Below are 13,405 nucleotides of genomic sequence, written 5' to 3' on the forward strand. Positions count from 1 at the left end.
GGACCTTCCTCTCCTGTCCGACCTCTCCCACCAGCATACTTCCCTTTGGGAAGTAGAAGCCCTTGCAGGTTACTACCTCCCCTGACCTACGTTACGGGCGCAGCGGAAGCACGCTGCGCCACTCTTCTGGAGGACGATCATGAGCCAGATCCCGCCGACCATGCCCGCCGTCGCCTACCGCAAGAGCCTGCCGGTGGACCGGGCGGAGAGTCTCCTGGACACGACCCTGCCGGTACCCGAGCCAGGGCCGCGGGACCTGCTCGTGCGGGTCGAGGCCGTCGCGGTCAACCCGGTCGACTACAAGGTCCGGCAGAACAACGACCCCGGCGGCGAGCCCAAGGTCCTCGGCTGGGACGCGGCGGGCGTCGTGGTCGCCGTCGGCGACGCGGTCGAATCGTTCCGGGTGGGTGACGAGGTCTTCTACGCCGGGGCCCTGGACCGGCCGGGCGCCGACTCCCTCTTCCACGCGGTGGACGAGCGCATCGTCGGCCACAAGCCCGCTTCGCTCACCTTCGCCGAGGCGGCGGCCCTGCCGCTGACGTCGCTGACCGCGTGGGAGGGCCTGTTCGAGCACCTCGGTCTGCACACCGGGGCCCTCAGGCAGACGGGCACCCTGCTGGTCACCGCCGCCGCGGGAGGTGTCGGCGCCATGGTCTCCCAGCTGGCCCGGGCCCTGACGAGCCTGACGGTGATCGGAACCGCCTCCCGGCCCGAGACCGTCGAGTTCGCCCGGCGCATGGGCGCCGCCCACCTCGTCGACCACCGCCGGCCCCTCGTCCCGCAGGTGCGGGAGGTGGCCCCGGACGGTGTGGACTTCGTCTTCGGCACCACCGCGACCGACCGGAACCTGGCCGCCTACGCCGACCTCGTCAAGCCTTTCGGGCGCGTCGTGGCCATCGACGACTTCGGCCCGGTCGAGATCGGTCTGCTCAAGTCCAAGAGCATCTCGTTCCACTGGGAGTTCATGTTCACCCGGTCGTTGCACCGGACCGCCGACCTGGCGGAACAGGGCCGGATCCTCGACCAGGTCTCCCGGCTGGTCGACGCCGGCGTCCTCACCACCACGGCCACCACCGACCTCGGCACGATCAACGCCGAGCACCTGCGCGAGGCCCACCGGATCCTGGAGTCCGGCAAGGCCATCGGCAAGATCACGCTGACCGGCTTCTGACCGGCCGTCGTCCCCGCGGCGCGGGGAGGTGCGAAGGACTCCACAGACCTTCCACTTCCCGCGCCGAGGATGGCGGTGCGGCGGCACGGGTCCGCCGAGGAACGGAGCGCATGCCGTGCTGACGATCGACGTCTTCACCAGCGACTACAAGCCCATCGCCGCCACGGCGCCGGGCTGGGACACCGGAGTGCCGGCGACCTGGCCGGCCAGTACCGCGACGCTCGTCCACGGGCGGCGCGAGGCGGTGCTGGTCGACGCCCTCATCACCGTCGCCGAGGCCCGCCGGCTGACCGGCTTCATCCGCGCCACGGGCAAGACCCTCACGACCGTCTACGTCACCCACGGGCACGCCGACCACTTCCTGGGACTGCCGGTCGTACTGGAAGCGTTCCCCGAGGCCGCGGCGGTGGCGCTGCCCGAGGTCGTGCCGCACGCCGAGGTGCAGTTGACCGCGCCGGTCCTCGCGTACTGGGAGTCGCTGTTCCCCGGGGCGCTGCCGGCCGGCCCCGTGGCGCCGCGAGCCCTGGCCGGGGAGGTCATCGACCTCGAAGGACACGAACTGAGGCCGGTGCGGGTCGGTCAGAGCGACACCGATCCGTCGAGCGTGCTGCACGTGCCGGACCTCGACGCGGTGGTGGGCGGCGACGTCGCCTACAACGGCATCCACATGTGGCTCGCGCAGACCGACAGCCGGGCACGCGAACGGTGGCTCGGCGCCCTGGACACGCTGGCGGCCCTCCGGCCGGCCCGGCTGGTCGCCGGTCACCAGCCGCCCGGTGCCGACGAGGAGGACGCTGCCGGGATCATCGACGCCTCCCGCCGTTACCTGACGGACTTCGAGGCGGCCGTGCAGGCCGGCGGCAGCGCCGCCGACGTGGTCCGCGCCATGAACGTGGCACACGGCGGCCGAGGCAACCCGTACACCTTGCACGTCTCCGCCGCCGCCCAGTTCGCGCAGACCGCCTGAGTCCGCAGAGCACCTGAGCCCGCGGGCCGCTCGGGTGCTCGTCGGTCACTTGACATGGTTAAGCTGACCGGCCATATTCAACTGGACGGGCAGCTCACCACAGCGCCGTTCCGCACGCACTGCCGATGTGCCCGCGCAGTCTCTGTGCACCGGCCGCCAGACGAGGGGGGATCACCCGTGCCCATGCCCCGGCCCGTCACGGGCGACCCCGAAGTCCGGTTCTCGGTGCTCGGGCCGGTCAGGGTCTGGCGCGGCGCCGAGGAGCTGCCGGTCCGGCCCAAGCAGCAGCGGGTGGTTCTGGCAGCCCTCCTGGCGCGCGGCGGCCAGCCGGTCCCCCTGTCCGAATTCGTCGATCTGCTGTGGGAAGGACGGGCCCCGGCCAGCGCCGCGAACGCGGTGCACCGGTACATCGGTGCCCTGCGCCGGCTGCTGGAGCCGGACCTTCCCGTCAGGTCCGCCGGGCGATGGCTCACGCGGCAGGCCGGCGGGTACCGCCTGAGGGTCGACGCGGACAGTCTCGATCTGCTGCGGTTCCGGGAACTGGTCGCCAGGGCCCGCCGGGCCGAGCCGGCCGAGGCCGTGAACCTGTACGTCGCCGCCCTGGACCTGTGGCGTGACCGCTGTGCCGCCGGCCTGGAACCGGTCAGCCGGAACCACCCCACCTTCGTCGCGCTGGAACACGAATACGTGTCCACGGTGTGCGACGCAGCCGAGACGGCCGTCCGCTCGGGAAACGCCGCGGCGGTCCTGGAGCCCCTGCGCCGGGCCGTCGAGCGCAACCCGCTGGACGAGGCCCTGGTCGCCCACCTGCTGCTCGCCCTCGCCGACGACGGCAAACAGGCCGAGGCCGTCTCCCTCTACCAGGGCGTCCGCCACCGCCTGGCGGAGGAGCTGGGGGTCGACCCCGGCCGCGAGCTGGTCGCCGCCTACGAGCGTCTCCTGCACGGCGACCCCACCACCGGCCCTGAAGCGGCCGGCACCGGTGACGGTGCGCAGCGGCCGGCCGTGTTCCTCACGCCGTCCCAGCTGCCGGCCGACCTCTCCTGCTTCACCGGACGCCGGGAGCCGCTGCGGCAAGCGCTCGCCCTGGCGGCCGAACAGGGCGGGGCCCTGCGCATCCTGGCCGTCGACGGCATACCCGGTGTCGGCAAGACGGCGCTCGCCGTCCACATGGCACACCGCGTGATGCGCCACTTCCCCGACGGTCAGCTCTATGTCGACCTGCGCGGGTTCACCCCCAACGGTGAGCGGGCCGACCCCCACGAGGTCCTGGCCGGGTTCCTGAGCGCCTTCGACGTCCCCCCGCAGCGGATGCCCGACACCCTGGACGCCCGGGCCGCGCTGTACCGCAGCGTCCTGGCCGGGCGCCGGGTGCTGGTCGTCCTGGACAACGCCTGGGGCGTCGAGCAGGTCGAACCGCTCCTGCCCGGCACACCCGAGTGCATGGTCATCGTGACCAGCCGGCCCCGGCTGACGGGGCTGGCCGCCGCACACGGAGCACGCCTGACGACGCTGGAGGTACCCTCCGCCGACGAGGCGACGGCCACCTTCCTCAACCGCGTCAAAGACGTCCGGACGGACGCGGACGCCGACTCGGTGCGGCAGATCGTCGACTGTTGCGGGCGCCTTCCCCTGGCCGTGGCCATCGCCGCCGCCCGCGCGGCCTCGTGCCCCTCACATCCGCTCCCCCGGATCGCGGCGGAACTGACCAGCGCGGGCCGGGGCCTGGACGGCTTCAGCGACGACCACCTAGACAACGACGTACGCGCCGTCTTCTCCTGGTCCTACCGCACGCTGTCGGAGCCGGCGGCACGGCTCTTCCGGCTGCTGCCCCTGCACCCCGGCAACGACGTCGGCGTGAGCGCCCTGGCCAGCCTGGCGGGCACCTCGCCACCGGCCACCGCCGCGGCGGTCGGGGAACTGGTGCGCGCCCGCCTGCTGACGGTGCGGCGAGGGCACCGGTACCGGTTCCACGACCTCGTCCTCGCCTACGCGAGCGAACTGGCCGCGTCCGAGGGTGCGGCCCGCACGGCCGCACTGGCCCGGCTGCACGACCACTACCGGCAGACGGTGAGCCTGGCCAACCGGCTCATGCGGTCGCAGCTGTACGAGGCCGAGCCGCCCCCGCCGCTGGACGGCGTCCAGGTCGAGCCCCTGTCGGACGGCTCCGCCGCCATGGAGTGGCTGAGCACCGAGCGGCCGGTGCTCAACGCCCTGGTGCAGGAGCTGGCGGCACGCGGTGACGCCCGTGCCGCGTGGGAGACGGCCGTGTCGATGCAGTTGTTCCAGCAGCGGTCCGGTCTGTGGCCGGAGTGGTCGGTCGGCATGCGCTGCGCGCTGGAGGCGGCCCGGCGGGCCGGGGACAGGGAGGGTGTCGCACGGACGTGCCGCGGACTCGCCGGAGCCCACCTCTTCCGGGGGCCACCGCCGCCGCGCTGCCCCTGCTGCACGAGGCGGAGGCCACGTTCGAGAGCATCGGCATGACCGCGGAGGTCGTGCACACCCTGCGCAACATCGGATCCGTGAACATCGCCCTGGGTGACAACGCGGAAGCGCTGGTGCACCTGGACCGGGCGCTCCGCCTGCTGAGCACCCACCCCCATCCGTACCTGGAGGCCACCACCCTGGTCTGGGCGAGCGAGGCACGTCTCAACCTGGGCGACGTTCTCCTGGCCCAGGAGTTGGCCGAGAAGTCGCTGGCCATCTCGCGCAGCCTGCGGCTCCCCGACGGTGAGGGGCCTGCCCTGGCCACGCTGAGCAGGGTGTACCGCCGGCGCGGAGACCTCCCGGCGGCGATCGCGGCCTGCCGGGGCGCCGTCGAGGCGGCGCGGCTCCTGGGCTACCTCAGGGGTGCGGCCGAGGACCTGCTGCTCCTGGGGGACCTGCACGTGGAGGCGGGCCGGTCCGAAGCGGCGCGAGAGGCGTGGCAGGAGGTGCTGGAGCTGGAAACCGGTCCGGACTCGCCGCACGCCGCGGAAGCCCGTGAGCGACTGGCACGGCTCCCCCACTGACCCGGCACCACCGGGTTCAGCCGGTCAGGACGCGAAGGGCCAGGTCCAGTGAGCGCATGGAGGCGTCGGAGTCCTTGGTGGCCTTGCCGCGCAGAGCGCCGCCCTCGAAGGCGTCGACGAGGAAGGCCGCCAGGTCGCGGGCGGGTTCCTGGGCTGTGATCTCCCCCGCCTCGCGGCCTTCTTCGATGACGGCGGCCAGAACGTCGATCCAGCCGGTGAAGCTCTCGGTGACCGCGGAGCCGACTTCGTCACCCGCCGTCGGCGTCTCACTGGCCATCGTGACCAGCAGGCAGCCGAACTCCACGCCGGTGGCCCGCGTCCGGGCCGCCTGGTGGGCGAAGTGCGCGCGCAGCCGCTCCAGCGCGGGGCGGCCGTCCGACACCTCCAGCATGGTCAGGTCCGTGCCGCCGCTGTACCGGCGGACGATCTCCGCGGCAAGCTCCTGCTTGCTCTTGAAGTGGTTGTAGAAGGAGCCCTTGGGCACTCCGGCGGCGCCGGTGATGTCCTGCACGCTAGCGCCGTTGAAGCCCTGCCGCCGGAACACGGATTCCGCGTGCTCGATCAGCTTTCCCTTGACGCTCACTTGAGGCATGGGCTCAATATGGCCGGTCTGCTTGGCTCAGTCAAGACACACGTCACATGTACGGCACACGTGACATGACACGGTCCGTGCAGGCGGGTGTGAACATGTCGGCCGAGACGTATGCGGGACATGTACTTCCCTCGCCGGTAACATGCGGAACACCGTCCGCGTCGAGGGAGTGAAGCGTCGTGCCCAGCCAGTCAACCCCCACCCTGCGGTCGCGGCTGGTGGAGCAGGCCGCGTCGGACCTGGAGGAGAACCGCCGCCGGCAGCGGGAGCTCACGGAGCGCCTCGCGGTGTTGCAGCAGGAGGAGGCCCTGCTGCAGGACATCCTCGAACTCGCCCAGCGGTACGAGCGCTTCGGCGACACGTCCCGGCTGCCCGAGCAGTTGCAGGGCGAATCCGTCAGCCCGCGGGCGAAGCGGGCGTCTGCCGGGGCGGGTACGCGACGCCGCTCGGGGAGCAGTGCGGCGCCGGGTGGAGCAGGCGCCAGGCGGGGGTCCTCCCGTCCGCTGCTCGGGGACCTGCTGCTGGAGCTGCTGGGCAGGCACGACGAACCCCGCCTCGCGGCCGAACTGCGCGACGAACTGATGGAGCGGCACCCGGACCGCGAGCCGACACCGCAGGTGGTGCGCAACACGCTGGAGTCACTGGTCGCCAAGGGACGCGTCAAGCGTCACAAGCAGCAGCGTTCCGTCCTGTACACCCTGGTGCGCGACGCAACCGCATAGCCTCGAGACGTCCGATCCGGGTCATCCCGCTTCCGTCGCCGCAATCACCATCGGCTGGGTCACCTCCCCGTCGTCGCCCGTCACGTCCCGCACGTGGCGGAAGCCCAGACGGCGGCACAGGGCCAGGCCGGCGGTGTTGTCGGCTCCGACCATGCCGTAGGCCTCCTTCAGCCCGAGGTTACCGGCGGCGTGGCGCAGCAGGCCGCGGACCACCTCCGTACCGAGACCGCGGCCCCAACGGGCAGGCGCCAGGGCGGCTGTCCGTTCGTGTCCGTCGGCATTTCCCCGAGGTCCCACACCAAGCGGCGGTACTTGTCGCGGTCGTAGCCGCGGTCGGTCAGCACCACATTCGGGCGGCGACGGGGCCGGCCGCGCTCGCCCCGCACGGGCGGTACGGCCTGGAGGAGCGGGATCAGCTGGGTGACGTCGTTGCGGTTGCCGCCGGTCAGGGTCGCGGCGAGCGGGATGCCGGTGGCGTCAGCGATCAAGTGATGCTTGCTGCCCGTTCACCGCCCACAGCTCGTCGTCGGCTTCCCGCAGCTTCGGCCGAGCCACCCGCACCCCCGGATCACCAGTCCCGGAGTGATCCAATCACCTTGAAGATCATTTTGTTAGGAGTTCTCAGGCTCCCGGCGTCTGCGGTGGAACGTCGCGGACCAGGCTGGTCAGCGGGCCGTGGGTGCGCCAGCCCAGGGCCTCGTACAGCGCCTGTCCCTCGGTCGTCGCGGCCAGCACGGCAGTCGAGGAGCCAGCGGCAACGGCGGCGTTCTCAAGCGTCCGCATGACGAGGCTGCCAAGTCCCCTGCGGCGGTGGGCCGGAGAGGTCTCGACCTGGTCGACGACGGCGGTGTGTCCGGGGCTGGGCGCGGCGACCTGGCCACGGGCGGCGAACGTGCCGTCCTCGGTCAGAACGAGCACCCGCGTGACGCCGCCCCGCGCCCAGGTGCGCACCTGGTATCCGTCGGGGGTCCCGGCGGCGGTTGGGTGCAGCGGTGCCGACATCAGGAAGCCGTCGGCGTCGAAGCGCCAGCCGGGCGCCACCCACGGGGCGACGGTCTGCGGCGGCAGGAAAAGCTTGAGCCAGGTGCCCGGGGCGGTGACCGTCTCGGTCAGTTTGCGGACCAGTGATTCGTCGGCATCGGGCAGCACGTGTCGGGTGACCTGGCCGGTCAGTCCGACGTCGACGGTGAGGCCCCAGGGCTCGGCCACCGGCGGCGCGGCTCCGCGTGAGACAACCCAGCCCTCCACCCATGAACGTACGAGTTCGGCGTCCATGCGGATCCCTCCGTAACGAGTGGAGAACACGACTGCACATTACGCGGGCGGCTGTGCCGGGGAGGAGTACTCGGCGAAGTCCTGAACAGCTGTCCTGCCCCACCCTCGTCCGGAAAGAAACATCTGCCCGCGAACCGCCCCCTTAGATCACGCCAGGCCCGGGGTCCCGGAGCAGGAAGCAGCCCCGCCCCGGCCAGGTGGCCGGGGCGGAACGGACTTGTGCGGTCGTGAAGGGCGGTCGCCTACGCGGCGAAAGGCTCTGCAGGGCTTCAGCCGAACGATCGTCCCTGCAGGCAATAGGTGAGGCCCGGGGACACTGTCCCCTCCACGACCACACCCCGCACAACCACGCCCGCCCGCGGATTGTTCCCCCGCTCCCTTTCCCCCACCGCGTCAAAGGAGGTTCGCGCCCGGCGGGCACCCTGCGTCCCGGCTCGGGGGACACGGAACGCAGGGGCCGCGTCAATTCTTCTCCGCCCAGGCGCGACGCGGATGCACCGCGCCGCACTGCGGCATTCCGAGGCGGGTTTTCCTCTGTGCGGTCGGCCAGGACAGGTCCGGGCGATCATGCGTCTCGTCAGGGGTCTGGGGTGGGAAGGACACGGTGAGCGCAGTGGATCGGAGCGGGAACCGTCGGTCGACGGGGTGGTCGATCAGTCTTCCGGCCCATCGGCCGATCACCGCTGGAGGACGGATTTATGCGGCCCATCCACGCCTCGTCCCGGATGAGGGCTGAGCGTCGGGCTTCGCCGGGGTTCGTCGTCGGGTCAGCGGCGGGCGCCTTCAGGCCACAGCGCGCACACCCCGGTGCCCTGCCGCTTGGCGTAGAAAAGAAGTCCCGGCGGCAGGGGGAATCGGGCAATGACCGACCGGCGCCCACTGGGCATCGGAGCCGTCCGCGCCTCGTGCGAGTCCGGCCGCTCCCACCCACAGGAGTGCCTGTTCGCCTGACTCGACCTCGGGCCGGCTCCCGAGCCGACCACTCGCCCGGCCCCGACGCCCGCAGCTGCGGCCGAGGCGAAGACGCTCAAGGAGTCCGGCCCCGAAGGGCCGCCCGTACCGTCCGCCGAGGAGAAGAAGGACCTCTCCCACGTACGGGTTTCGCAGACGAGTACGCCGAGCGCGCCGAGCCGGCCCGCGCCGAGCTCGCCTCCGCCCTCGGCACTGCGCCGAGTCCCGAGGCCGAGGCGAAGGCCCGAGCGCTGCTGGAGCGCCTAGGGAGTGTCTCTTTGACGTGTTGATCAGTTGATCGGATATGTCTGTCCGATTAGTGATCACCGATGTGACGTGGAGCCGGGTCGCGCCGCTGATGCCGGCCGATCCGGTCCGCGGGTGACGACGGGCCGACCACCGCCGCACCCTTGAGGCCATTGCCTGGAAGTACCGCACCCACTCGCCCTGGCGGGATCTCCCCGAAGAACTCGGCTCGTTCCAAACCGCCCACAGGCGACTGATCAGATGGGCTGTCGACGGCACCGGGGAGATGGTCCTCGCCGCTGTCCTGGCAGCGGCGGACGCCGACGACGACATCGACTGGACCGTGTCGGTGGACTCCACCGTCGTCCGGGCTCACCAGCACGCCGCCGGAGCCCGTAAAAAAGGGGGTGGCGTGCTCCGACGAACTCGATGACCACGCGCTCGGACGCTCCCGCGGCGGGCTGAGCACTAAGGTTCACCTGGCCGCGGACGGCGGTGCACGGCCCCCGGCCTTCACCGTCACCGCAGGCCAGGCCGGTGACGCACCGGCCTTCGAGACGGTGATGTCCCACATCCGCGTGCCCCGAAGCGGCGTGGGCAGGCCACGCATCCGGCCCCTGGTTGTCCTGGCCGACCGTGCGTACTCCTCCCGCGCCATTCGCAACCACCTCCGGCGCCGGGACATCCGAGCGGTCATCCCTCAGCCCTCCGACCAGATCGGCCACCGCCGTCGGCGGAGCCGCCGAGGCGGCCGCCCGCCCGGCCTCGATGCCGAGGCATACAAGCAGCGCAACACCGTCGAACGGTGCATCAACCACCTCGAGCAGTGCCGAGGCCTGGCCACGCGAACGGACAAGCCCGCGATCGCCCACCAGGCCGCGCTCCACCTCACCGCCATCCTCGCCTGGGCACGCCGATGACCACGGAACAAGAACCTAGACCCGTTCCAGCGGGCGGTGAGGGAGGGGCGGGGGCTCGACCCGGATGGAATCGCCGGGGCGGACGGTCCCTCCACGGCGGACCACAGCCATGACGCCACACTTGAAGGTGAACTCGCCGGATGAGGGGTCCATGGCGAAGACCTCACCGAGCAGCCCCTTGCGGAAGTCGTTGATCTTCGAGCACGGGTTGCGCAGTCCTGTCACCTCGAGCACCGCCTGCTCCCCGAGATGGAGCAGAGCGCCGGTGGGCAGGTCCAACAGGTCCACCCCGCGCGTGGTGATGTTCTCGCCGAGCTGGCCCGCAGAGACCTTGAAGCCCTTGAGCGCGAGTTCGTCGAAGAGTTCCTCGTGCATCAGGTGGACCTGGCGCAGGTTGGGCAGGTCCGGCTCGTAGGTCATGCGGAACTGGTGACGGATCGTCTCACCTGCGTGAACGTCTCCTTCCACTCCGAGCCCCGTGAGCAACGCGATGGAATCGCGATTGGGCTTGCTGAACGAGTACACCTCGTTACGGCTCACTGCGGCGACCTGGCCAGGCATCACGCCCTCCACCCGTTGTCGTTCTGCGGCCGGTCGATCATAGAGGCGGTGCAACCAGCCTTGTGAGGGAGGCGCGCAGTGAGCGGACCTTACCGGGCAGATGCGTCAGGTCCGGCACCCGACCGGCGCGGTCCCGTCACTGAACACCAAGGAGACAGCTCCCGGCCCGAGGGCCTGACGAATTCTCACCAGGTGTTCCCGGTCAGGGGGGAGCTTCATCGGTGGCCTCGCCCCTCAAAGCGGACTCCAGCACCCGCCTGGCTGGCCACTGCAGCAGTGTGCCCTCGGCGGACGGGCACCGGAACCGCAGCCGTGCGGCACGGGGGTGACGGCCACTGCACGTGGCCGTCACCCTCCTGACCTGTGTCAGCAATTCACTGACGTTTTGTCAGTTCGCATTGACCAGGTCGTGCGCCGGTACGGTCACCGTCCGTTTGCCCGGCTTGCCACCGAGCACGATCTTCCGCAGAGCGCTGTTGTTGTCGACGCTGGTTTCCTTTAGCCGCTTCTCCGGGTTGGCCAGCACCTGGATGTAGTAAGTGCCGTTGGGCACATCCGTGATGTCGAAGGACTGGCCCGGCAGGTCCTGTGAGTACGTGTCACCGGAGCCGACGTCCAGCACCTCCCGGACGGAGATCGAGTTCTCCTCACCGCAGGCGGTGGACAGATCGGTGTTGAACGGATGCCAGTTGGCGTTCTTCACCGTGTAGTCGATCGCGTCGGTGTTCGCGAGGCAGAAGGCCTCCTTGCCGCTGCGTACGGCCTCCTTCTTGTCCGCCTTCAGCAGTCGGTAGCTGGCGAAGTCCGTGAAGTGCCAGTGCATGTGGCCCGGGCGGGGATCCCATTCCATGGTGCCGGTCGGGGTGTAGCCGACCTGCTTGCCCTTGGCGTCGTAGAAGTACTGGTAGGCGTCCATCTTGGCCTTGCCGGGCGACCGGAAGCCGTCCACCACCAGCTGCGCCGGACCGGCGTTCCACACGTTGGCGCTGAAAGCCAGGTAGTCCTTGCCGGGGATGTCCTTCTCGCCGTCGCTGACGACGATGCCGTAGGCCGGCAGCGAGCGCAGGTCGGGCTTGGGGACGGCCGGGACGGAGGGCTTGCCGGCAGGCCGCTTTGACAGCGGCTGAAGCGCCGGCGCCTTGCGCGAGCCGTCGGTCTGGCCACCCGTGTCGCCCACGCGCATCGAGCGCGCGGCCTGCTGCTTCTTCAGCGCCCACGGCAGGGCGGGCGGCGCCGCCTTCAGCGGCCCGTGGCCCACGTTGTACGAGGGGCCCGCGCCGCTCGTGACCGGAGCGGCGGCCTGGGCGGGGGTCGGGGCGTGTCCCGGCCCGTGTCCCGGGTGCGCGGTCGGCGCCCGGTGGGCGGCTCCGTGACCGGCGTGCTTGCCCGAGGCGGAGGACCGGGACGCCGACCCGGTGGCGTCCTGCTCGTCCTCGTAGCTCCGTTCCTGCACGGTCACCTTGACCGTGGCCGGCTTGTCGGCGATACCGAACAGGTCACGGTACTTCTTCGCGACTCCGACCTTGGCGGTGTAGGTGCCGGCTGCCAGCGCGACCGGCTCGGTGTAGGAACCCGCGTAGGTGTTGGCCGCCCAGCCCTTCTCGACACCCCATACCGAACCGAGGGTGAACGGGTTGGTGGGGCAGCTCTCCGGATACTTCGAGGTGGCGGGCGCGTCGGGCCGCACCCGGCCGCTGGCGTTGTTCGGGCAGAAGTCCTCGCTCCGGCTGAGGACCTTCTTGCCCGCTTTGTCCGTGACCGTGATCTCCGTGAAGCCCCGCAGTCCGGAGAAGTCCTTCACCGTGCCTTTGGGCAGGGTCTTGACCTTGGCTTTGCCCCCCTCGTACACGGTCTGGGTGATGGTCACCGGGTCCTTGTAGGACTTCCTGGTCACCTTCAGCTCCAGCGGCGTCCCCTCGGCGGTGAGGTAGGTGCCGAGGTCGAGGTAGACGCCCGGCTCCTCCTTCCAGGAGGTGAGCGTGACCGAATTAGTCGCGGCGATGAGGCTCAGCTTGGGCCCTGCCGCTGCTTTCGCCGGTTCTGCGGTGGCGGCCACGAGCCCCGCCGTCACGGCCATGGCTGCGACAGCCGTGGTGCCGGCGAGCAACGGGCGCCGCAGCCGGATGGTGCGCGTTCTGGTCATCGATCCCTCGTTCTTCGGATGCTGTGGAAAGGAAGCGGGCGGTCGGCGGTCCGGCTTGTCGGCCGAGCCGGGAAAGCCGCCGCGCGGGCGGGGTGACAGACACTTGTCGTGCCCGCGCCGTAAGAGGGACGGATCGGATGCCCGGTTGTCGGGGAGGGCGAAAATCATGCGGTGTTGACCGGATCGCTCCATTGCAAACGAAATCAGGCCGAAGTCGCGGGTACGGTTCACCTGGTGGCGAGCCCTCTGATACAAGCTGCTCGATGACCCGGGCCAGGGCGGGTAGATGGCCCGGACCGAGGGGCCGGCATGGTCGAATCCGCCCCGTGGCGCTGCGGACATGACGCGGCTTCACGACCGGGACCGCCGCCTCGCCCGTCGGCGCGTCGTCCCGCCGGAAAGAGAGCTGTCCGTGGACAGCGCGTCGCCGTCGTAGTCGCAGCGGAGCTCTGGGAAGCTCTACTCGACGCTGCTGACCGGCCCTGAGGCGATCGGTGCGCTGCCAGCCACCTCGTCGCGGGAGTGCTGGTGTGCCGGTCGCACCGAAGGCCAGCTGACCAATTGCACCGTGCTGGCGCAAGCGATTCGTTGCGCCCTACCGCTCGAATGGTCCGACGGCACGGTGCTCTTCTGGGAGGAGATGGGCGGACACGCATCGCATGTGTGGAGTTACCTACAGGTACTGCGGCACATCAGCGGTGGGAGGGGCTACAGCGGTAGAGCCGGAATGCCTGTGCCGTGACTTCTACAGTTCGTGGGGGTCGCGTTTGTCTCCCTGGATGCGCAGCATGATCACCGTGCGGGGTCTGGGATCGCTGGCGGGGCCGGGGACCGTGCGGACGTGCA

General features: G+C 70.7%; 10 protein-coding genes and 3 pseudogenes. 6 read left to right on the plus strand and 7 right to left on the minus strand.

Annotated features, from left to right (window positions below; translation table 11 throughout):
- The first annotated feature begins 139 nt into the window (after positions 1-139).
- From GL259_RS02540 to GL259_RS02555, 4 genes are all read left to right on the plus strand, one after another.
- A complete protein-coding gene (locus GL259_RS02540; protein WP_159528799.1) occupies positions 140-1,171 on the plus strand; it encodes a zinc-binding alcohol dehydrogenase family protein in 1,032 nt (343 codons plus the stop codon).
- A 115-nt stretch (positions 1,172-1,286) separates the two neighbouring features.
- Positions 1,287-2,138 (plus strand): MBL fold metallo-hydrolase, encoded by an 852-nt coding sequence (locus tag GL259_RS02545; RefSeq protein ID WP_159528801.1) that lies wholly within the window; start codon positions 1,287-1,289, stop codon positions 2,136-2,138.
- A 183-nt stretch (positions 2,139-2,321) separates the two neighbouring features.
- The gene (locus GL259_RS02550; RefSeq protein WP_159528803.1) at positions 2,322-4,622 is read left to right on the plus strand and encodes a BTAD domain-containing putative transcriptional regulator; all 2,301 of its coding nucleotides are present in this window, start codon (positions 2,322-2,324) and stop codon (positions 4,620-4,622) included.
- The gene (locus tag GL259_RS02555) at positions 4,619-5,149 is read left to right on the plus strand and encodes a tetratricopeptide repeat protein (RefSeq protein WP_243762214.1); all 531 of its coding nucleotides are present in this window, start codon (positions 4,619-4,621) and stop codon (positions 5,147-5,149) included. Before GL259_RS02550 ends, GL259_RS02555 begins: the two co-directional genes overlap by 4 nt.
- 16 nt (positions 5,150-5,165) lie before the next feature.
- Here the strand turns inward: GL259_RS02555 and GL259_RS02560 are convergent, their stop codons facing one another.
- The gene (locus GL259_RS02560) at positions 5,166-5,741 is read right to left on the minus strand and encodes a TetR/AcrR family transcriptional regulator (protein ID WP_243762215.1); all 576 of its coding nucleotides are present in this window, start codon (positions 5,739-5,741) and stop codon (positions 5,166-5,168) included.
- Positions 5,742-5,920: 179 nt separating this feature from the next.
- On the opposite strand from GL259_RS02560, the gene GL259_RS02565 reads away from it, so the two are divergent.
- On the plus strand, positions 5,921-6,463 hold the full coding sequence (locus tag GL259_RS02565; protein ID WP_208026409.1) for a hypothetical protein: 543 nt from the start codon (positions 5,921-5,923) through the stop codon (positions 6,461-6,463).
- Between the two features lie 21 nt (positions 6,464-6,484).
- Here the strand turns inward: GL259_RS02565 and GL259_RS39265 are convergent, their stop codons facing one another.
- From GL259_RS39265 to GL259_RS02580, 4 genes and pseudogenes are all read right to left on the minus strand, one after another.
- Positions 6,485-6,616 carry a hypothetical protein gene (locus tag GL259_RS39265; RefSeq protein ID WP_279578658.1) on the minus strand — a complete coding sequence of 44 codons (132 nt, stop codon included), beginning with the start codon at positions 6,614-6,616 and terminating at the stop codon, positions 6,485-6,487.
- Between the two features lie 3 nt (positions 6,617-6,619).
- Positions 6,620-6,760: pseudogene (locus GL259_RS39475) on the minus strand (GNAT family N-acetyltransferase); the annotation flags it as partial.
- Between the two features lie 5 nt (positions 6,761-6,765).
- Positions 6,766-6,966 (minus strand): annotated as a pseudogene (locus GL259_RS02575) (transposase); the annotation flags it as partial.
- 118 nt (positions 6,967-7,084) lie between these two features.
- Entirely contained in the window at positions 7,085-7,738 is a 654-nt protein-coding gene (locus GL259_RS02580; protein ID WP_159538306.1) for a GNAT family N-acetyltransferase, read from the minus strand.
- A 1,255-nt stretch (positions 7,739-8,993) separates the two neighbouring features.
- Here GL259_RS02580 and GL259_RS02590 point away from each other — a divergent pair.
- Positions 8,994-9,855: pseudogene (locus GL259_RS02590) on the plus strand (IS5 family transposase).
- Between the two features lie 15 nt (positions 9,856-9,870).
- Here the strand turns inward: GL259_RS02590 and GL259_RS02595 are convergent.
- Both GL259_RS02595 and GL259_RS02600 read right to left on the minus strand, forming a co-directional pair.
- The gene (locus tag GL259_RS02595; RefSeq protein WP_159528811.1) at positions 9,871-10,416 is read right to left on the minus strand and encodes an MOSC domain-containing protein; all 546 of its coding nucleotides are present in this window, start codon (positions 10,414-10,416) and stop codon (positions 9,871-9,873) included.
- A gap of 388 nt (positions 10,417-10,804) precedes the next feature.
- The gene (locus tag GL259_RS02600) at positions 10,805-12,559 is read right to left on the minus strand and encodes a lysyl oxidase family protein (RefSeq protein WP_159528813.1); all 1,755 of its coding nucleotides are present in this window, start codon (positions 12,557-12,559) and stop codon (positions 10,805-10,807) included.
- Positions 12,560-13,405: the final 846 nt, after the last annotated feature.

The sequence above is a fragment of the Streptomyces sp. Tu 3180 genome, assembly GCF_009852415.1.
Taxonomy (GTDB): Bacteria; Actinomycetota; Actinomycetes; order Streptomycetales; family Streptomycetaceae; genus Streptomyces.